Origin of the sequence: Hymenobacter humi, assembly GCF_042665855.1 — a bacterium.
In the GTDB taxonomy this organism is placed as follows: Bacteria; Bacteroidota; Bacteroidia; order Cytophagales; family Hymenobacteraceae; genus Hymenobacter; species Hymenobacter humi.
The window spans coordinates 3,276,098-3,295,034 of the sequence record NZ_JBHTEK010000001.1; the positions used below are offsets into that span (position 1 = coordinate 3,276,098).

At 58.8% G+C, this 18,937-nt stretch carries 22 protein-coding genes; 11 read left to right on the forward strand and 11 right to left on the reverse strand.

The window, feature by feature from the left end; genetic code table 11:
- Positions 1-80: 80 nt before the first annotated feature.
- Positions 81-485 carry a hypothetical protein gene (locus ACFQT0_RS18280; RefSeq protein WP_380204600.1) on the reverse strand — a complete coding sequence of 135 codons (405 nt, stop codon included), beginning with the start codon at positions 483-485 and terminating at the stop codon, positions 81-83.
- A 273-nt stretch (positions 486-758) separates the two neighbouring features.
- Between ACFQT0_RS18280 and ACFQT0_RS18285 the strand changes: the two genes are divergently transcribed.
- The 3 genes from ACFQT0_RS18285 to ACFQT0_RS18295 all read left to right on the forward strand — a co-directional run bounded on the left by ACFQT0_RS18285 (position 759) and on the right by ACFQT0_RS18295 (position 2,903).
- Entirely contained in the window at positions 759-1,223 is a 465-nt protein-coding gene (locus tag ACFQT0_RS18285; RefSeq protein WP_380204601.1) for a hypothetical protein, read from the forward strand.
- Between the two features lie 186 nt (positions 1,224-1,409).
- Positions 1,410-2,042, forward strand: coding sequence for a hypothetical protein (locus ACFQT0_RS18290; protein ID WP_380204602.1), 633 nt, complete (start codon positions 1,410-1,412; stop codon positions 2,040-2,042).
- 288 nt (positions 2,043-2,330) lie between these two features.
- Positions 2,331-2,903 (forward strand): hypothetical protein, encoded by a 573-nt coding sequence (locus tag ACFQT0_RS18295; RefSeq protein WP_380204603.1) that lies wholly within the window; start codon positions 2,331-2,333, stop codon positions 2,901-2,903.
- 170 nt (positions 2,904-3,073) lie between these two features.
- Here ACFQT0_RS18295 and ACFQT0_RS18300 read toward each other — a convergent pair whose 3' ends face one another.
- Together ACFQT0_RS18300 and ACFQT0_RS18305 are read right to left on the reverse strand one after the other, a co-directional pair.
- A complete protein-coding gene (locus tag ACFQT0_RS18300) occupies positions 3,074-3,238 on the reverse strand; it encodes a hypothetical protein (protein ID WP_380204604.1) in 165 nt (54 codons plus the stop codon).
- Positions 3,186-3,587 carry an NUDIX domain-containing protein gene (locus tag ACFQT0_RS18305; protein WP_380204605.1) on the reverse strand — a complete coding sequence of 134 codons (402 nt, stop codon included), beginning with the start codon at positions 3,585-3,587 and terminating at the stop codon, positions 3,186-3,188. The genes ACFQT0_RS18300 and ACFQT0_RS18305 overlap by 53 nt, the downstream gene beginning before the upstream one ends.
- A 300-nt stretch (positions 3,588-3,887) precedes the next feature.
- Between ACFQT0_RS18305 and ACFQT0_RS18310 the strand changes: the two genes are divergently transcribed.
- Positions 3,888-5,384, forward strand: coding sequence for a DEAD/DEAH box helicase (locus tag ACFQT0_RS18310; protein WP_380204606.1), 1,497 nt, complete (start codon positions 3,888-3,890; stop codon positions 5,382-5,384).
- Between the two features lie 109 nt (positions 5,385-5,493).
- A complete protein-coding gene (locus ACFQT0_RS18315) occupies positions 5,494-5,991 on the forward strand; it encodes a hypothetical protein (protein WP_380204607.1) in 498 nt (165 codons plus the stop codon).
- A 158-nt stretch (positions 5,992-6,149) separates the two neighbouring features.
- Here the strand turns inward: ACFQT0_RS18315 and ACFQT0_RS18320 are convergent, their stop codons facing one another.
- The 3 genes from ACFQT0_RS18320 to ACFQT0_RS18330 all read right to left on the reverse strand — a co-directional run bounded on the left by ACFQT0_RS18320 (position 6,150) and on the right by ACFQT0_RS18330 (position 10,141).
- Positions 6,150-6,323: a hypothetical protein gene (locus ACFQT0_RS18320; RefSeq protein ID WP_380204608.1), complete on the reverse strand. Its 174-nt coding sequence runs from the start codon at positions 6,321-6,323 to the stop codon at positions 6,150-6,152.
- Positions 6,324-7,338: 1,015 nt separating this feature from the next.
- A complete protein-coding gene (locus ACFQT0_RS18325; RefSeq protein WP_380204609.1) occupies positions 7,339-8,061 on the reverse strand; it encodes a helix-turn-helix domain-containing protein in 723 nt (240 codons plus the stop codon).
- Positions 8,062-8,374: 313 nt separating this feature from the next.
- Positions 8,375-10,141 carry a L,D-transpeptidase family protein gene (locus tag ACFQT0_RS18330; protein WP_380204610.1) on the reverse strand — a complete coding sequence of 589 codons (1,767 nt, stop codon included), beginning with the start codon at positions 10,139-10,141 and terminating at the stop codon, positions 8,375-8,377.
- 406 nt (positions 10,142-10,547) lie between these two features.
- Here ACFQT0_RS18330 and ACFQT0_RS18335 point away from each other — a divergent pair, with 406 nt between their 5' ends.
- From ACFQT0_RS18335 to ACFQT0_RS18350, 4 genes are all read left to right on the forward strand, one after another.
- Entirely contained in the window at positions 10,548-11,375 is an 828-nt protein-coding gene (locus ACFQT0_RS18335; RefSeq protein WP_380204611.1) for a hypothetical protein, read from the forward strand.
- A complete protein-coding gene (locus tag ACFQT0_RS18340) occupies positions 11,357-12,370 on the forward strand; it encodes a leukotriene A4 hydrolase C-terminal domain-containing protein (RefSeq protein WP_380204612.1) in 1,014 nt (337 codons plus the stop codon). Before ACFQT0_RS18335 ends, ACFQT0_RS18340 begins: the two co-directional genes overlap by 19 nt.
- Positions 12,371-12,466: 96 nt before the next feature.
- Positions 12,467-13,396 (forward strand): cyanophycinase, encoded by a 930-nt coding sequence (locus ACFQT0_RS18345; protein ID WP_380204613.1) that lies wholly within the window; start codon positions 12,467-12,469, stop codon positions 13,394-13,396.
- A 194-nt stretch (positions 13,397-13,590) separates the two neighbouring features.
- The gene (locus ACFQT0_RS18350; protein WP_380204614.1) at positions 13,591-14,577 is read left to right on the forward strand and encodes an aldo/keto reductase; all 987 of its coding nucleotides are present in this window, start codon (positions 13,591-13,593) and stop codon (positions 14,575-14,577) included.
- A gap of 78 nt (positions 14,578-14,655) precedes the next feature.
- Here ACFQT0_RS18350 and ACFQT0_RS18355 read toward each other — a convergent pair whose 3' ends face one another.
- From ACFQT0_RS18355 to ACFQT0_RS18365, 3 genes are all read right to left on the reverse strand, one after another.
- Positions 14,656-15,054 (reverse strand): isoaspartyl peptidase/L-asparaginase, encoded by a 399-nt coding sequence (locus tag ACFQT0_RS18355; RefSeq protein ID WP_380204615.1) that lies wholly within the window; start codon positions 15,052-15,054, stop codon positions 14,656-14,658.
- On the reverse strand, positions 14,991-15,173 hold the full coding sequence (locus ACFQT0_RS18360; protein ID WP_380204616.1) for a hypothetical protein: 183 nt from the start codon (positions 15,171-15,173) through the stop codon (positions 14,991-14,993). The genes ACFQT0_RS18355 and ACFQT0_RS18360 overlap by 64 nt, the downstream gene beginning before the upstream one ends.
- A gap of 117 nt (positions 15,174-15,290) precedes the next feature.
- A complete protein-coding gene (locus ACFQT0_RS18365) occupies positions 15,291-15,650 on the reverse strand; it encodes an isoaspartyl peptidase/L-asparaginase (protein WP_380204617.1) in 360 nt (119 codons plus the stop codon).
- Between the two features lie 124 nt (positions 15,651-15,774).
- Between ACFQT0_RS18365 and ACFQT0_RS18370 the strand changes: the two genes are divergently transcribed.
- Complete coding sequence (locus tag ACFQT0_RS18370; RefSeq protein ID WP_380204618.1) at positions 15,775-16,197, forward strand: DUF3127 domain-containing protein; 423 nt, start codon at positions 15,775-15,777, stop codon at positions 16,195-16,197.
- 107 nt (positions 16,198-16,304) lie between these two features.
- A complete protein-coding gene (locus ACFQT0_RS18375; RefSeq protein ID WP_380204619.1) occupies positions 16,305-16,931 on the forward strand; it encodes an AlbA family DNA-binding domain-containing protein in 627 nt (208 codons plus the stop codon).
- Positions 16,932-17,355: 424 nt separating this feature from the next.
- Here the strand turns inward: ACFQT0_RS18375 and ACFQT0_RS18380 are convergent, their stop codons facing one another.
- Positions 17,356-18,768, reverse strand: coding sequence for a DinB family protein (locus tag ACFQT0_RS18380; RefSeq protein ID WP_380204620.1), 1,413 nt, complete (start codon positions 18,766-18,768; stop codon positions 17,356-17,358).
- Positions 18,759-18,917, reverse strand: coding sequence for a hypothetical protein (locus ACFQT0_RS18385; RefSeq protein WP_380204621.1), 159 nt, complete (start codon positions 18,915-18,917; stop codon positions 18,759-18,761). The genes ACFQT0_RS18380 and ACFQT0_RS18385 overlap by 10 nt, the downstream gene beginning before the upstream one ends.
- Positions 18,918-18,937 lie beyond the last annotated feature (20 nt).

Genomic DNA, 18,937 nt, shown 5'->3' on the forward strand with positions numbered 1-18,937 from the left:
AGCAAGCCATTTGGCAGCTTATTGATTTCACAGTCATGGCCTGAGCTTCTCGGCACTGCCCGCGTTTTCATGGTCTGGCTTCAGTAGTTGGGGTTGTGAATCACGCCTAAGGAATCGGCACCTTCCAAGGCAGAGTCTGTTTTGCTATCATTGACGATTAGGAAGACGCTAAAGAACTTGATTTCAGGCCCTTTTACATTATCGTCTTTCCCGGAGTATTCTGTCAGTTTATACTCGGTTCCATTGGGCACCAAATTGAGCGTTTGTAATAAGCCTTTGTATAGTGCCTTGTATTCTTCCTCAGTTTTACAGTGGATAAAGGCCTGTTTACCACTTCCTTGCCCGGGCTCCAAATCAAGAGCATTGCCATTATCGCCCCATTTCCTTCCTTTAGAGAGGTTTGAATGACCTGCCCCGAGTCGCTCTGCAATTAACTCAATCAACTTCGGCAAAACTGAATCAGGAGCTTGAAGAGTGGTATCCATTTTCGGTGGGCTAAGGGAGGTGTACTACCTCAGAAAGTTGAATAATTCACCTAATATAGTGTAATACTTTAACTTAACCATCAAATATTGATATCAAATAAATCTTTCCATCGACTCTGATTGCGCTATTTCAACGAACAAGCTGAAGAAATTATGTATTAATATTTTTCTATTATTTAATAAAAAACAGCTAGATTTGATTACTTAACTCTGACGTGTAGCCATTCGCTGAGCTATTCCGTAGCAGTGCTTTTTACCTTATTATCCTTCTCTATGCGTCACTCCTACCTTCTTTCTCTTGCCCTGCTGATGGGCTGCGCCGCTACCGAGCAGCCGACTTCCGAAGCGCCGACTACGAGCCCGGCTTTCAGAACCGAACGTGCCTTCGATGTGCCCGCCCTGCTGGGCATGAACGCCGACCAGATTGCCCAACCCTTAACCGGCAAATCCATTCGGCCCGACCACGACCGCACGCCCCGGGAAACGGCCGCCGGCGAAACCGAAGCCCTCTACACCTACTGGCACGACACTACGGCCCTGGTGGTCAGCTACAACCCCGCCACGCTGCACGTCAACAGCTACTTCGTGAAAACCAAGTCGGGCCGCACCTCCGATTACAACACCCTGCTCAAGCTGGCCAACGTGAGCCGCTTCGATAAGCGCATGGTCATTGAGCCCATTGCCTCGGTGAGCAATCCGCAGCTGTACACCGGTGTGAAGCTGGTTCCCCAGCAGTAGCTCGTTGCCCTACTTCGCCCTTCTCAACCAAGCCGTTAGATGGTGGCTATAAGGAGTGGCGAGTCGAATTAGAAGTGAGACCTGAACAAGGGTCAAGCAAGGCGATGTCGTCTGCTAAGAAGTAGGTTTGTGGGGCGCAATGCCGCTTTTTGCGCGCCTTACTCCTCGTTTTTACTGCTGCTTCACGTGCCCGATACCGCTTCCGCTGCTGGCCCCTCCGGCCCCACCCTCAACGATTTTGCCAGCTTCTACCTCTACGGCCTCACCAATGACCCTTACCAGCAATCCGCTGATATTGGGAAGTTTGGCGAGTTGTTCAGCCTCGTCTTTGGCACCCACGGCGGCCTGAGCATCGGCAGCTCCTTTCACCCCTACCAGCTGCTAAACCCGGCGGGCGTGTCGGTGTGGTACACGGCCTATGCCCAGTTTTACGCCCAGCCCAACCGCATCGAAATGTTTGGGGAGATGACCCTCGAGCAAGCCCAGTTTCTGGTGGCGCCGCCGGCTTCATTTGCCGAGTTCAATGTGTGGCCCGACACCCGGCTCACCAGTACAGAAAACCCGGTTTTCGGCCGTTATATCCCCTTCGTGCTGCCATTTCTGGTGCGCAAAAGTCCGGAGGCCCTGCGTTGGGACGCCGAGTTTGCGGCCGCCAACGGCGACCGGGAGCGCCTGGGCTGGTATCTGGAGGCCGTTAAGGAGGCCATCAAATTTGTGCAGCCCTCCCCGGCCTTCGTGCTGGGCTTCGGGGAGTTCGATGAACAACACCCCGAGCGGCTGATTGACCGGTTTATGAGTTACCGCGACCTGCTCAGGTAGCAGACTGCTGCTCCAGGCCCAGACAAGCTCCAGTCTTGACAGGATGATACAATATTGCTACAATAGTCTTGTCGCTATTTTCTCCTCCCGTTGCTTATGTTCTGATTAAGCGTGCATTAAGCACACGTCAGACCTTAAGCGACTTGGATATAGTTTGTAAATATTCAGGACAACACGGTCGGGTTTATCCTGACCGCCAGTTACTTTTGTTGGCTCAATTAATCGTAGGTTGCCTGCAATCTTCATCTGCTCGTTTATTTTAATCCCCCTATGCCCACTTTTCCTCTTTTGGTACGCCGTCTACTCACCATTTGCCTGCTGAGCCTGCTGGTCGGCACCGCCATGGCCCAGCCCACCGGCAAGGCCGCTAAAGGCCGCAAGCGCTACACATTCGCCCAGAAAGACGCCGTGTCGCCCTACGTACAAAACGTGACCAAAAACACCGACGAGGAGCAGGAGGTCGACGGGTCCTTCACGCGCCTGGGCTACCGTTCCTACACTGATTTGCTGACCGAAGTCAACGCCCTCAAGAAGCTGAAGGACTGGGCCGATACCACCTACCAGCGCCGTGTAGCCGCCATTCCCGCCGGCGGCGCCCTACTAGTCACCATTCACCGCCAGGGCCCTAAAAACGCTGATTTAGCTAACCTCACGCTCACCGTGACCTCTAAAGACGGCAAGGAAGTGTTTGCCCAAACCCTGGAGCCCGGCAACGGCCGTTTCTTCGGCCGCGACCTCTACCAGGCCCAGCGTGCTATTCCTTTCCCAAAAATGGATGCCCAGGAGCTGACCGTGAGCATCCGCGACGCCAAGTTGTACCAGACGTTCGATTATATCCTGAACCTGCCAGCGGCGCAGTAAGGTAAACCTCACCCCCGGCCCCTCTCCAAAAGAGAGGGGAGCCTGACGTTAATCCAATGCAAAAGCCCCGGTTCAATTAAGCCGGGGCTTTCTGTTTTTAGAAATTGAGCTAACCCTTGTGTCGTGGCTCCCCTCTCTTTTGGAGAGGGGCCGGGGGTGAAGTTCCGCCGCTACTTCCGCAGCCGCACCCACTGCACGGCAATCACCGTTTTGGCATCCTGCAGCGGCTCCGCCACCAGTACCTCCCATGTGAGGTCCACCATTTCAATATTTTCGTTTTCCTCAACCAGGCCGCCGCCGCCGTCGCTGCGGTGGCTGACCTCGGCGTAGTACACGGTAATTAACTCGGAGCCTGGTGCCTGGCGAGGGCCACATGTCCACGATTTTCTCCAGCTTGTCGATTTCGTAGCCCAATTCCTCGTGAATCTCGCGGCGCACAGCCGTGTCGGGGGTTTCGTCGCCGTCTATCATGCCGGCGGCTATCTCCAGGATTTCGGCTTCGGGGCCGATGCGGAACTGGCGGGTGAGCACGTACACCTGCCGGTCGGTGTCGAACACCAATGCAGCCACGGCTTTGCCGGGCGCAAATTGCTCGCGCTTGAGCTGCGCGTCGCCGTCCTGAACGATTAGTTGGTTGACTTTGTAATGACCGTTGAATACACGGGTTCGCTCGATAATCTCCATGGTGGGGATGCTATGTTGTATCTTTGTTGAAACCAGGGCCGCCGTCGGAGCAGCCCGCCGCCCGGCTGTGCCGGGCAAAGCCCCGCGCCTCGGCTGCCTCCGCAAGTAAGCGCACCTCACCCCAACTTCTCTTCATTCAGGGAACACGACGGCCTCCGACGAGCCGCCAACCCCGCCCACGCCTGGCGCAGTCCGGCGTGGCCATGCCCGCCTATGCCAACGCATCAGGCGCACCCTACTGCTCTGCGGGCCCTTGTCTGCCAGACTCCTAACTTAAGTACCCAGTACCAAACACCACACATGACGTTTGACGATTTAAATCTGATTGACCCTATCCTCAAAGCCCTCAAAGAGGAAGGATACACCACCCCCACCCCCATCCAGGAGCAAGCCATTCCGCACGTGCTCGAAGGCAAAGACCTGCTTGGCGTGGCCCAGACCGGCACCGGCAAAACGGCGGCTTTCACCGTGCCCATTCTGCAAGTATTGCACCGCACGGCCCAGGTTTCGAACCACGCCCCGCGCGCCATCCGCTGCCTCGTACTCACGCCAACGCGTGAGCTGGCCATCCAAATCAACGAAAGCTTCGGCGCCTACGGCCGCCACTTGAGCCAGATTCGCCACACCGTCATTTTCGGCGGCGTGGGCCAAAACCCCCAGGTTGCGCAGCTCAAGCGCGGCGTGGAGGTGCTCATCGCCACTCCCGGCCGCCTGCTCGACCTCATGAACCAGGGCTTCGTGGACCTGCGCCAGGTAGAAGTGTTCGTGCTCGATGAAGCCGACCGCATGCTGGACATGGGCTTTATCAACGACATCAAGCGCATCCTGCCCAAGCTGCCCGCCAAGCGCCAGACGCTCTTCTTCTCGGCCACCATGCCCGGCCAGATTCAGGAGCTGGCCAGCACCATCCTGCGCCCCAACCCGGTGCGCGTGGCCGTGACGCCCGTCAGCAGCACCGCCGATACGGTGACGCAGTCCGTGTACTTGGTTGAAACCAACGACAAGCCCGCCCTGCTCCGCCACATTCTGGAAGACAAAGGCATCAAGCGCGTCCTGGTATTCACCCGCACCAAGCACGGCGCTGATAAAGTAGTAAAAGCCCTGGCCGCCAACCAGATTCAGGCCGAAGCCATCCACGGCAACAAGAGCCAGAACCACCGCCAGCGCGCCCTGTCCAACTTCAAAGCCGGCAGCACCCGCGTGCTGGTGGCCACCGACATTGCCGCCCGCGGCATCGATGTGGACGAGCTGACCCACGTTATCAACTACGAAATTCCGAACGAGCCCGAAACCTACGTGCACCGCATCGGCCGCACCGGCCGGGCTGGGGCATTCGGCACCGCGTTTTCCTTCGTGGAAGACGAGGAGCGCGCCTACCTGCAGGACATCCAAAAGCTCATCAGCCGTCAGATTGACGTGGAAGCCGAGCATCCGTTCACTTCGGGCCGCATCAAGCCCGTGATGCTGCACGGCAACGAGCGCATCATCCGGCCCAAGGGCCCGGCTGGTCGTCCGGCCCGCTCCGGTCCCCGCGAAGGCGGCAATGGTGGCGGCCGTTCGGGCGGTGGCCAGAGCAGCGGCCGCTCCGGTGGCAGCAACGCCAGCAGCCACCGCGCTCCGGCACCGGCTGGCGCCGGCAATTCGGACACCAACCGTCGCTTCGGCAGCGGCGGCGCCCGCGTGAACACCGGCGGTAGCGCTGCCGGCGGCAGCACCGGTGGTGGTGGCCGTCGCGATGGCGCCCGTCGCCCGTCGCGTGGGGGCGACTCGGCTGGCCCGCGTCGCAGCTCTTTCTAAAGAGCTTCCTTTAAAATAAGCAAAACAGCCCGGAAAACTTTTCCCGGGCTGTTTTGCTTTTTAGGGCAGATTACGTGCTTACCCGCGAATACTTTACCCCCGCTTGCCCATGGCTCAGTCCACGCTTCCCGTTATCCAGGCCCTGCGCGACACGGCCCACCGCCTCGCCACCCAGGCACCCTACCAATGGGGCCACATGGGCAGCTGCAACTGCGGCCACCTCGCCCAAACCGTGACGCGTCTCACCAAAGCCGAAATCCACGCCCGCGCCATGCAGCGCTACGGCGACTGGGAGCGGCAGCTCATCGACTACTGCCCCACCAGCGGCCTACCCATCGACCAGACCATCGACGAGATGCTGGCCCTGGGCTTCTCCCGCGCCGACCTCACCCACCTGGAGAAGATTTCCGACCCCACCATCCGGGCCGCCATACCTTTTGAGCGCCGCGATGCCCTGCGCCACAATCAGCGCGACGACGTGGTGCTCTACCTCCGCACCTGGGCCGACCTACTGGAGCAGGACCTGCTGGCCGGCATCACCCTGCCCAGCTTCAGCTCAACACCCGTACCGAGCCCGGCCTTAGAGGATGTAGCTCCCGTTAAATAAACGCAAAGCCCCCGGTCGTGCTTCCGCACCCGGGCGGGCCAGCCCAACTGAAAACTGCAACACGCAAAAAGCCCCTGCCAAACTTCGGCAGGGGCTTATGTTTTTATATAGAGTGGCAGCCAGCTCAATTTCGAGGCAGCTTGCCGTAGGGTTCCTAATTAACGGGTAACGTTGGAGCGCTGGGCTTCGCGGTAACCTTCGGCGCGGTGGGCGCGCTTGAAAGCGGCGTCGGCCGACGGGTCTTTCTCAGCGTCGGGGGCCTGGGAGCAAGAGGCCGTCAGGAACATTGCCGCGGCAGCGGCCAACCAAAGATTTGTGCGGGTCAGTTTCATGCTGCGAAGGTAACCGCTCCGCTTCAATTCGACAACCACCGGGGCCGGATGAAGCCGGCGCATGTTGCCCTTTTACGGGCCGTCCAGCTCCAAACCGCTTGCCAGCTCAAGTCGTAAATAGAGCGCAAAGCCCCTATTAAGAGCATTTACAATTGACAACAATTCGTTTCTAACGGGTTTATGCTCTCGCTGTCCACACTCTTCCAAGTTCACTCCAGCTTCGGCATTCAAGCCTACGGCCAGACCTTGAATTGCTGGGCCAACTCTCACTATCCTATCGCCCGACCCCCTGATTCCGTCGCTCAGCAAGTTAGCATTTGGCAAGCTGCGCATTCTTCAGCACTAGCATTTATCGCAGCTTGGCTCCGGCTTATATTCTTAGCACCCTTTAGCAGCGCGCTAAGATGAAGGGGTGAGAATGAGGGAACCAAGGCTTTAGCTTTCACCCTATCAAAAAATCATTTGCAACTTCTGTTTTGTGTTGCATTACAACCTGATTCAACACTTTCATTAGCTAAGTTTATACTAATGAATTACAGCAGTTTACACAAATAGATTATGATACATTTGCTCCTCTAACTTTTCATCTACCAAACTTAGTATCAATTGAAGCGCTATATTAGGATTTATAGCTAACAACAGTTATTCAATGGACTAAGCCAATCCTATCAATAATCGTCTACTGGACAGACTGACAAATTGTGTTAGTCCAAGAAATGGAAATTAGATGGAAAGCTAAACTGCACCATAGCCAGCATGGCTTAGCCCAATCCAGGCCAGAACTTGACAAGGGTGAAATCCACTCCTCGCATTCACTCTACTCCTATTATTAAGGACACTCAATCCGTCTACTATCCCCCCCATTACTCCAACACGGCCTGTATTCGCTCATCTACACCGGTACACCAGCATAGTGTTTCGGGCTGCCTGTTATAAAGAATAACAGCAGCATGACTACCCCTCGTAATTGAACTTAAGTGGCGCCGCTTAAAACGGCACTACCTACCTGGCCTGGCTACTCTGGCTGGTAGTCCGTAAAGGAGCCGTCGCGGTAAAAAATCACTATCCGCCGGATAGGCTTTTCAGTTCCGGCAATCAGCGCAGCGGCGGTAGAGGGTGCAGCAATACCAATAGAAGCAGGGGTACTTGGCGTAGCCAGTGCCTCAGGGAGCAGAGTTCGCGCAGGTTGGGGCACCGCACCGGCAGGCGGCGCGGATGTGACTACCGGAGCATCCGGGGTAGCCTGTGGGGCTGGTTCAGAAAGTGCTTTCTGCGGGGCGGACGCTGCTTTGGCTGGCCCAGCCGCGAAGCGCTTGGGTGCAGGCATAGCCACGCTGGCTGAGCTAGCCACTTGTCTTACAGGGCTTACAAGGCTTACAGGCTGCCGACGAGGACGGGCGAGCGCGGGTGGCGTCTCCGGGCTTGGGGCTTCAGCAGGAAGCCCTACAGCCACTTCCTCGGCATGCTGCTGTACCGGTAAAGGTGGCGCTGGAGGTGCTGGTGACGTCGCTACTGCTTGCGGGGGGCCCGCAGCTAGCATAGGGCCGGTGCCATTGAGGAGCCAGGGCATCGACAAATCGGGCATGGCGGCCAGAATCCGCTGTACTACTTCCAGACTGGGCTTGTTGCGGCCCGACAGAATATGGCTGACAATGGGTCGAGCAATGCCGATGGCATCGGCAAATTGAGTAGGAGTAAGCTGACGGGTTTCCAGCAGCATCCGGATACGCTCGACCATAGCATTTTATTTGATTACAAATCTACCGAATAAATTTTCATAATGCAGAAAAATATTTTTACAGCCCCTTGCATTATGTTACAATTGTTTTATATGTTTGCATTACATTTGTAAAACACCGGTAAACATCATGAACGAGACCCTATATTCGGCCGTTATAATTGTAACCAATTTGGCCAGTGTGTGTATTGCTTGTGGAGTTATTTTTATGGTAAAGCATAAGAGCCCGCCAACTGTGAAGTTGACGGGCTCTTATATTTCCTGGCTTCGCCTAGACAACCAAGCCAGGGAGCAGCGGCCGTTGCGGAACCGCTTAATCGAAATACTCGCGGGCTAGGGTCTTGTCGTGGCCGTAGATGTCGTGGCGGAAGTGGGGGTGCCCGTCGGCATCGGCCCAGGCCGTGAAATACACCAAATACACGGGCAGCTTCTCTTTTAGCGTCACGTACTTTTCGCGGCGCTGCGAGATAGTATCAAGAATGGTTTGCTGGTCCCAGCCCGGCTTATTACGGAGGAGGTAAGTAGCCAGTTTGATGGGTTCCTTGACCCGCACGCACCCGTGGCTGAAGCTGCGGGTGGCCTGCGAAAACAGCTCGTCGTGGGGCGTGTCGTGCAGGTAAATGTCGTTGGAGTTCGGGAAAATAAACTTCACATCGCCCAGGTCGTTCTTCGGACCGGGCCGGCGGCGCAGGGTATACTTGAAGGTTTCCTGGGTGACATTGGCCCAGTCAATGGTGCTGGGGTCAACCGGCGTGGCCTTGTTGCCCCACCCTTTCACCACCTCCATGTCGAGGCGGTCGAGGTAGTTGGGGTTGGCCACGAGCTTGTCGCGCAGCTCGTTTTCGATGATGCTGAAGGGCACGTTCCAGTAAGGCGAGAGCACCACGTACTCCAGCTTGTCGCTGAATACCGGGGTTTCGTTCAGGGCTTTTCCAACGATGACGGGCATCCTGAAGACCTCCTTTTCGTTCTCCACCACGTGCAGCATGTACTCCGGAATGTTCACGAGCAGGTAGCTTGGCTCGAAGCGCTTGGGGAGCCAGCGCCAGCGTTCCATGTTCAGAATGATTTGGTCGATGCGGGTACCAATGGGCACGTTGAGCTCACGCAAAGTCTCGCCGCTGACGATGCCATCGGGCTTCAGGCCGGCGTCCTCCTGGAAGGTTTTCACGGCACTCACCAGCTCCGGACCGTAGAGCTCACCAACGGGCGCACCCGCCGATTTGCCGGCGCCTGCGCTATCCCTAAGCGACACGGGACGGGCAGTGACCGGAGCGGTGGGCTCGCCACCGCCGGCCCCGCCCAACAGGCGCTGGCGCAGCGCTGCCACGGCGGGCGACGACTGCCCCGGACGGAGCTTCAAATTGGCTGGCAACACCGGCCAACCGCCGGCGCGCTCCTGCTCGCGGTAGGCGGCCAGGGCTTTCTTCAGGTTGGTATACTCGGGGTGCAGCGGGGCAAATTCGTAGTAGTTGTAGCGGCTTTTGCGCTCGCCCAGGAAGGTGAGCAAGGCCTTGTGGAGCTTGATTTTATTGGGCTTCACCTGCCACGCGGTGTTCTTGGAATCGCGCGGATTGGCGATGCCCCGGTAGAAATCGGAAGCCCATTTCAGGTAGGTACCGGTCAGCGCCACATCAATCTGGCGCTCGAGCGCATTACGCTTCGCGGTGTCGGATTTGGCCTGCTCTAAGTCAGCAAAAAGCTTCTTAAAATCCTTTACCTGGTAGTCTTTAGGGTTCAGGCCTTCATCCTGCGCTTTAGCAATGGTTTCTTGCAAAGTCTGGACCTGAGGCACGGGCTGGTGGTTCTTAAACCAGCCCAACTGGAACTTTCGCTCCCGGTAAAAGCGGCGCGCCGAAAGCAGCTGCGGCTTGAACGCCGGCTCGGCCCGGAGGGTATTGATGATGTACGTGCTATCGAGGCGCGGCTGCGGCCCAACCGGGCCCGAAGAGAAGAGCCCGCCGCCCTGCTCGGTGGCCGACCCACTCTTGTCGGAGCCGCACGACTGCAGCGTAGCACTACCGAGCGCTACCGAAAGCAGCACCCACAGCAGGGAAGAAATACGAAACAAAAAAGACATTGAAGGAAGTAAAGCGAAAAGAACAAAGGCCTGGGCAGTCGCCGCAAGCTGGACATTGTACTGCCAAGCGGGAAGCGGGGTTGCGCCGGCCACCCGGAGGTAGTCCTTATGCAAAGTACGCACCCATCGGGCAGAGCTTGTGCTTCGAAGGGCGGTAATCATGCCAGCTTTTCGGTGATATCCTACCAAACCCGGCAACAGACTTCGCGGCGCACCCGCCCCGCCTTGCGTTTATTACGTAGCCGGAACCGTGAAATCCGCTGCTGAAGCACAATCGGTCAAGCGGTTGCGGCCGGCCCGGCCTGTCAGAATTTCGATGGGTAAGCTAAAAGCGCCTCAACAAATCCGGTCTTCCTTTAATTATTCTGGTTTTTAAAAACTCATTACTTTTTTGATTCTTCCGCCCATGGCCTCTCCTACTCCCGCTTCGGTCGATATTTCTATTGACCCGCACAGCTATGCCGGCACCAGCGCCGTGCGGGTGCGCCACCTGGCCCTCGACTTGGCCGTTGACTTCGACAGCCACACCCTGGCGGGCAGCGCTACCTGGCACCTAGCCAACTCCGGCGCGGGAAGCGAAGTCGTCTTCGACAGTCGTGACCTGAGCATCGACTCTATTGAGTTGCTCGACGGGTTGGGCCAAGCCTCCCCGACCTACTTCTCCCTGGGCACCGCCGACCCCGTGCTGGGCCAGGCGCTGCGGGTGACGCTGCCAGTGGGGACCACGGCCGTCCGCATTCACTACCGCACGGCGCCCACGGCGGCCGCGCTGCAATGGCTGGCCCCCGCCCAGACCTCCGGCACGCAGCCGTTCCTGTTCACGCAGTCGCAGGCCATTCTGGCGCGCACCTGGCTGCCTTGCCAGGACTCTCCCGGCATCCGCTTCACCTACGAGGCCCGGGTGCACGTGCCGGCACACCTGCTCGCCCTGATGAGCGCCGCCAATCCGCAGCAGCGGAGCGCCAGCGGCGAGTACCAGTTCCGGATGGACCAGCCCATCCCGGCCTACCTCATGGCCCTGGCCGTAGGCGACCTGGAGTTTGCGCCTCTGAGTGGGCGCACCGGCATCTACGCCGAGCCGGCCACCCTGCCCCTGGCCACCCACGAGTTTGCCGACCTCGAACAAATGGTGGTCGCGGCCGAGCAGCTCTACGGCCCCTACCGCTGGGAGCGGTACGATTTGCTGGTGCTGCCCCCAGTTTCCCCTTCGGAGGGATGGAAAACCCCAGGTTAACATTTGTAACACCTACCATCCTGGCCGGTGACCGCAGCTTGACAAGTTTGGTGGCGCATGAGCTGGCTCACTCCTGGTCCGGCAACTTAGTTACAAATGGAACGTGGAATGATTTCTGGCTCAATGAGGGATTTACGGTGTATTTCGAGCGCCGCATCATGGAACATTTGTATGGCCGTGAATATGCCGACATGCTCCAGGTGCTGGGCCGCGATGCCCTGCACCACACCATCGAGGAGATTGGCGCGACCAGCCCCGACACCCACCTGCGCCTGAACCTGGCCGGCCGCGACCCCGACGAAGGCCTTACTGAGATTGCCTACGAAAAAGGCTGCTCCCTCCTGCTCACCCTGGAAGGCTTGATTGGCCGGCCCCGGCTCGACGCCTTTATTAAGGAGTACTTCGCCCGCTTCAGCTTCCAGGCCATGGACACGGACTCCTTCCTCCACTACCTCCGCGCCGAACTCCTGGACCAGGAGCCCGGCCTGGAGGCGCGGCTGCAGCTGAGCGATTGGGTCGACAGCCCGGGCCTTCCGGCCAACGCCCCGGCCGTGACCTCCCACCGGTTCGGAGCCGTGGACCAGGCCCTGGCCCGGCTGGCGGCCGGCACCGCGCCGGCGGCACTTGCTCCCGAGACGGCCAAGTGGAGCAGCCACGAATGGGTGTATTTCCTACACGGCCTCCCGCCTACTTTGTCGGCCGAGCAACTAAAGTCCCTCGACGACGCTTTTCATTTTACCACCTCCGGCAACGCCGAAATTCTCACCGCTTGGTTTCCGCATACCTTGCGGGCCGGCTACTCGGCCGCTGACCCGGCGCTGGAGAATTTTCTGCGGCACGTGGGGCGGCGCAAATTTTTGGTGCCGTTGTACCGGGCCTTGCTCGCCACCCCCGACGGGCAGCAGCGCGCTCGGGCCATCTATGCCGAAGCCCGGCCCAATTACCACTCCGTGGCAACCGGCACGCTCGACACCTTACTGGCCGAACGCACATAAGGTCATCCGGCCCGAACTTTGTTCGGAGCCTAGCTCCCACCGGGCACTCTCACGCCCCTGCTTAGTTTCGCATTTCTCAGTTACGCTATTTATACGTTGAAAAACATCACTCCACTTGGCAAGCTCATCGCCGTTGGCGGCAATGAAGACAAGGGCACTTACCCCAATCCCCGCACCCGCCGCAAGTATTACCTCAACTTTTTTAAGCTGGGCATCCTCAAGCGCATCGTGCTGGAAACCGGCAAACTCGACCCGCGCATCGAGGTAATCACCACGGCCTCCATGATTCCGGAGGAAGTTGGGCCGATTTATACCGGGTCTTTCGCCATGCTTAACTGCCTCAATGTGGGCATTATGGACATCCGCACGCCCGAAGATGCCCGGCAGCCGGAGTACCTGGAGCGCCTGATGGCTGCCGACGTCATCATGTTTTCGGGCGGCAACCAGTCGCGGCTGCGCGAGATGTTCGGTGACACCGAATTCTTGAAGTGCATGACGCAGCGCTACTACGACGAGCCCCATTTCGTGATTGCCGGTACCAGTGCCGGGGCCATGGCCATGTCCGAACACATGATTCGGGGCGGCTCGGTGCCCGATGCGCTGCTGAAAGGCGCCGTGAAAATGGGCGTTGGGCTGAGTTTGCTGCCGGCGGCCATCGTCGATTCGCACTTCGTGAAGCGGGGCCGCTTCGGCCGGCTCATCGAGTCGGTGGCGCTGCACCCCAAGCTCATCGGCATTGGGCTGGGCGAAGACACTGGCGTGCTCATTACCGAGGGCAACCTGGTCGAAACCATTGGTTCTAACCTGGTTATCATTCTCGACGGCCACCACATTCAGCACAATAATGCTGCGGCGGCCAAGAAAGGAACAGTGCTTTCGATAGAAAACGTGACCATGCACGTGCTGGCCAAGGGCAATGTCTACGACATGCACGCCCGAAAATTCTACGTGAGCAAGGAAGCCCAGGCCGCCTGCCATCCCAAGCTGGACCCCGTGGACGCCAATTCGTCGGTGGAACAAGGCTAAGCAGCAGCGACGGGTCCGACTCTTTTAGCTCAACTTTCTATTTTTTACCAAAAAGCCCGCTCGCCTTCAGGTTGAGCGGGCTTTTTGCTACCGTGGCGGCTGCCACACGTACGTTCATTACACGTTCGCTTGGTTGGGCCGCACTGTTGCTCGTCTCAGCTTCTCAACTTCCTCATCTTCAAAACTCCCCCTCAATGAATTATCGCAAGATTGGCAAAACCGGATTTTCCGTTTCTGAAATCAGCCTTGGCACCTGGCAGGTCGGTGGCAAATGGGGCGACCCGTTCAGCCACGACAACGCCGACAAAATCCTCAACGCCGCGGTGGATGCGGGCATCAACTTCATCGACACGGCCGATGTGTACGGCGACGGCGAAAGCGAAAAAGCCGTGGGTCGGCTCGTGCGCTCCCGCTCGGAGCAAATATTTGTGGCTACCAAATGCGGGCGACGCCTGCAGCCCCACGTCGCCGACGCCTACCAGCCCGCCGTGCTGCGGCAGTTTGTAGAAGACAGCCTGCGCAACATGCAGCTCGAAACCCTGGACCTGGTGCAGCTGCACTGCCCGCCCACGGAGGTGTACTACCGCCCCGAGATATTTGAGCTGTTTGACCGGCTACGGGACGAGGGCAAGGTCCAGCACCTGGGCGTGAGCATCGAAAAAGTGGAAGAAGGCCTGAAGGCCATCGAATTTCCGAACGTAGAGACGGTGCAGCTCATCTTTAACATGTTTCGGCAGCGCCCGCCGGAGCTGCTGTTTAAAGAAGCAGCCCGCCGCGACGTTGGGCTGATAGTGCGCGTGCCCCTGGCAAGCGGCTTGCTCACTGGTAAGTTCTCGCCGCAAACCAGCTTTTCGGCCGAAGACCATCGCAACTTTAACCGAAACGGCGAGGCCTTCGACAAAGGCGAGACGTTCTCGGGCGTGGACTACGCCACCGGCCTGGCCGCTGTGGAGGAATTGAAGCGGGTATTCCCCGACGACTCTCGGCTGGCGGCCTTTGCCCTACGCTGGATTCTGATGTTCGACGAGGTGAGCTGCGTCATCCCCGGCGCCTCCCGGCCCGAGCAGATTCTCTCCAACCTGAAGGCCGCCGAATTGCCGGCCCTTTCGGCCGAGCAGATGCAGGCCGTCCGGGAAGTGTACGACCGAAAAATCAAGCCCCTGGTCCACTACACCTGGTAACGGAATTCATGAAAAAGAGCGGCTCCTATATATAAGGTATAGGACCCGCTCTTTTTTGTGCTGCGCCGGGGCCGGCGCCTACTTGTAGATGGCCACCAGGGCCTCTCCTCCTTCGGTGCGGCTGCCACGGTACATGCCTTCCGAATTGAACGGTAGCGTCACATTGCCGGCCGCATCCACGGCAATTAGCCCGCCCTCGCCACCGGCCGGAGCTAGCTTGTCGTGCACCACCACGCGGCAGGCTTCTTCCAGGCTCAGGCCTTTGTACTCCATCAGGCAGGCGATGTCGTAAGCCGCCACGGCCCGGATAAAATATTCGCCGTGGCCGGTGCAGCTGATGGCACAGCGCGCATCAGCCCAGGTGCCGGCCCCGATGAGTGGCGTGTCGCCGATGCGGGCGTAGCGCTTGTTGGTCATGCCGCCGGTGCTGGTGGCGGCGGCCAGGTGGCCGTGCACGTCGCGGGCCACGGCGCCCACGGTTCCTTTTTCCAGTTGGGGTCGGCCGTTTCCACCACCTTGCCGGGCTCCTCAAGCGGGGCCTGAATTGGGGAGGTCGGCGCTTCGACGGGCTGGGCCTGGCTGTGGTCGAGGCGCATGCGGCCTTCGCGCAGGGCTTCCTGCAGCTGGTCGTAGCGGTGCTGCGTGAAAAAATACTCGGGTGGCTGCAGCGGCAGGCCGTACTCGCGGGCCAGGCTCGTCGGCGCCGGGGTAGGCTAGCAGCACGTGCTCGGTTTTTCCATCACCAGCCGCGCGGCCCGGATGGGATTTTGTACCTGGCGCACCCCGGCTACCGCGCCGGCCAGGCGCGTGTGCCCGGCCATGATGGCGGCGTCCATTTCGTGGTGGCCTTCGTGGGTAAACACGGCGCCGCGTCCGGCATTAAACAAGGGGCAGTCTTCGAGGCTGCGCACCACGGCCTCGACGCAATCGAGCGCCGAGGCGCCGCCGTGCAGCAGGTCGTAGCCGGTATTCAGGGCCGCTTCCAGGGCCGAGCGGTAAAGCATTTCATCGGCGGGCAGCAGCGTGGCGCGGGCAATGGTGCCGGCACCGCCGTGGATGGCGAGAGCGAACATTCAGGAATAAAAATGTTGAGAATTAAGGCCTCAAAGGTAGCCGTAGGGAACGGGTAGCGGGCGGCTAGTGTTTTTTTCGTAGGTTTGACCCTTAAGTTTTTTAATCCCCAAACACCTTACTTTTATGGCATACGACGTAACCGGCCGGCTGCACGAAATATTTGACGAACAGCAGGTAAGCGAGAAATTCCGCAAGCGTGAGTTCGTGCTCGAAGTCCAGGACGGCCAGTATCCCGAGCATATCAAGTTTCAGATGGTTCAGGACAAAACCAGCCTCATCGACCCTTTCAAAATGGGCGACGAGGTGAAAGTGACCTTTAACCTGCGCGGCCGTGGCTTCAACAAGAACGGCCAGATGCTGTACTTCACCAACCTGGAAGCCTGGAAAATTGAGCCCGCTTCGGGTGGCAACGGCGGTGGCAGCTTCGGTGGTGGCCAGCAGCAAGCCGCTCCCCGTCCTGCCGCTCAGAACCAGAACCCGACGTTGCGTGCCCAGCCTTCGGCAGCACCCATCGCCAGCGACGACGACAACGACCTGCCCTTCTAAGGTAGCTCCATCGTCTCGGCCGCCCCGCGGCTGAACGCTATTCTTAAAAATGCCGCCTCTGGTTATCGGGGGCGGCATTTTTATTTCCTTCTACCGTATACTGAGGCATGGATTTATTCGAGCTAATTGCACGCGGCGAGGGCGAAGAGTTGGAATTCAAGCAGAGAACCACGCACCCGCACCGGATTTCGCGCACCTTGGTTTCGTTGGCCAACACCCGGGGCGGGCAAGTCCTCGTGGGCGTCGACGACTTGGGCCGCGTGGTGGGCGTGCGCGACGCCGAGGAAGAGCTATTCGTGCTGCGCGAAGCAGCTCAACACTACATTGAGCCGCCGCTCACCACTCTGCACTTCCTCGAATTGGAGGAAGACGGCCGCACCGTGCTGGTTGTCAGCGTACCTGAAAGTTTAAACAAGCCCCACCGCGCCCAGGTGGCACCCGGTGACTGGCGCGGCTACGTGCGCGTGCGCGACGCCAGCGTCCAAACCAGTGGCCTCACCGAGAAGGTGCTCGAACGCCAGCAGCCCGAATCACGATTTGAAAAGATTCCGCTCAGTAAACAGGAACTGGCGGTGATTGACTACTTGAAAACCCATCCCCGCATCACGCTGGCTCAATACATGAAGCTCGTGAATTTCGGCAAGCGCCGGGCGTATCAAACGCTGATTAAGCTGGTGCTGCACGGCTACATCCGCCACCACGACAAGGAAAAAGAACCGTACTATACCCTCTGAATCACTGATTTTTCGGATTGAAGCGGATTTCACGGATTTTGTAGACGGAAAAGGAGACTTCGTAAGTAATGGGTGAGACTCATAAGATTCACTAAAACCTTAGCAACAATAAAAAGGCTTGCCAATTGGCAAGCCTTTTTATTTCCGAATGCGAATCGTCCACAAAATCCGTGAAATCCGCTTCAATCCGAAAAATCAGTGATTTAGTCTTGCTTGCGGGCGCGGGCGATTTTCTTCTCTTCTTTCTCGGCTTTTTTCTCTTTGGTCGTTTTAACGGGCTCTTTCTTTTTCTCTTTGCGGGCGTCTTGTGCTTTGGCCATGATTGAAAAGAAGTTTAGGGATGTAGGGTCTGAGGTTAGGATGATTTCAACGCACGGCCCCGCCGATGTGTTGTGCCGGGCGAAGGTAGAAGTTTTGCCGAAACCTACAGCGCGGGCAGGTACCGCTCGCGGATAATATTAAGGTGGTGCAGCTCGTGGCCGGGCACAATGTACAGCAGCGCCCGCACGGTGGCGGGGCCGCCATTGGCCGTGCCGCGCCGGTCGAGTTGCTCCTCGGTGAAGCTATCGAAAAGTGCCTGCGTGGAGGCGCGGGTGGCATCGTACTCGGCCAGCAGGCTGGGCACGGTGCGGGCGTTGGCTCCACTTTGAGTTACGTAGTCGTCCTGGTCGAAACCGGGCAAGTCCTGGCTGTCGCCGCGGGCGAAGCGCATGGCGCGGTAGGCAAAAATGCGCTCGGTGTCAATCTGGTGCTGCAGCATTTCCTTGAGCGTCCACTTGCCGTCGGCATAGCCTTTTTCGGCCTGGGCTTCGCTCAGGTTTTGGAAGATGGCGTGGAATTCCTGCGCAATGGCCCGCAGGGCTTCCCGCGGGTCGGCACCTTCGGGCACCAGGTTGATATAAGTGGCCGCGTAGGGCAGGAAATCTCCTTCGGCAGGACGAGCAATGGACATGATGGAATGCGTTGAAATGGCGGTAAGGTCGGAAACAAGGGGCGTGTGGTGCACCGGTGGCGAGAGTGGGTCCGGCAGCACGATTGGCTCTGAGGCAGTTGGCTCAACTACGTCGGCCGTGGGCGGCAGGATGGAAGGCGCCAAGTGTGGGTCGAGCCTGCAGGCGCACCACGGGCAGAGGCGCCGGCAGCGCGGCAGTGCTTCCTCCTGCCCGAACGCCCAAATCAGGAAGTCGGGCATTACCCGGCCCCAGGTATCGGGGTGGTGGTGGCCGCCTTCTACCTGCACGTAGCGCAGGGCCTGGCGCACGTCCAGCCCAACTTTAATGAGTTCTTCAATTAAATCCAGGCAGTCTTCAATGGAGTCGATGACGCCGTTTTGGTTGCGGTCGTTGTGCTCGTCGAGGGTGCCGCTTTGCAGCCAGAAACGGTGGCTTGGGTGCGGCTGCCGGGCCCGTACCAACCCGTGCATGATGCGGTCGGATGGTGTATAGCCTGCTCCCACGGCCCGCTGCCGCCACCAGAACGAGCCCGAGAACACCCCAGCCCGCGCAAAAGCATCGGGGTGGTGCCACACCAAATCAAACGCCGACAACCCGCCCAGCGAAAACCCCGCCATTACGGCGTGGGCGGGGTTGGGCGAGGCTTGGTAAGTGGCTTGTGCAAAGGGCAATACCTCTTCGAGCATGAACTGGGAATAGGCCCCAGCCAGTTCGCCGCGGCCGTCGTAGTCGGGGTGAGCCGCGGTGCCGTATTCGTGCTTGCGCTGCTCGTTGGCGTGCATGGCCACTACCAGGAAGGGCCGCACGGCCTGGCGGGCATACAGCGCATCGAGGGTGGCCTGAAAATTTAGCCGCTCCAGGTCCTGGCCATCGTTCAGGTACAAAACCGGGTACGGGGCCAGCGCTTCCGGGCTGGCGGGGGCAGCAGGATGCTCAGCTCCACCTCGCGCGCCAGGAAGCTGGACGCCAGCACGTGCCGAACAAGCCGGGTGCCATGAAGGGAAGGATGAGGGATGGAGGTTTCGGGAAGCATTAAACAAAGTAACGGCGCCC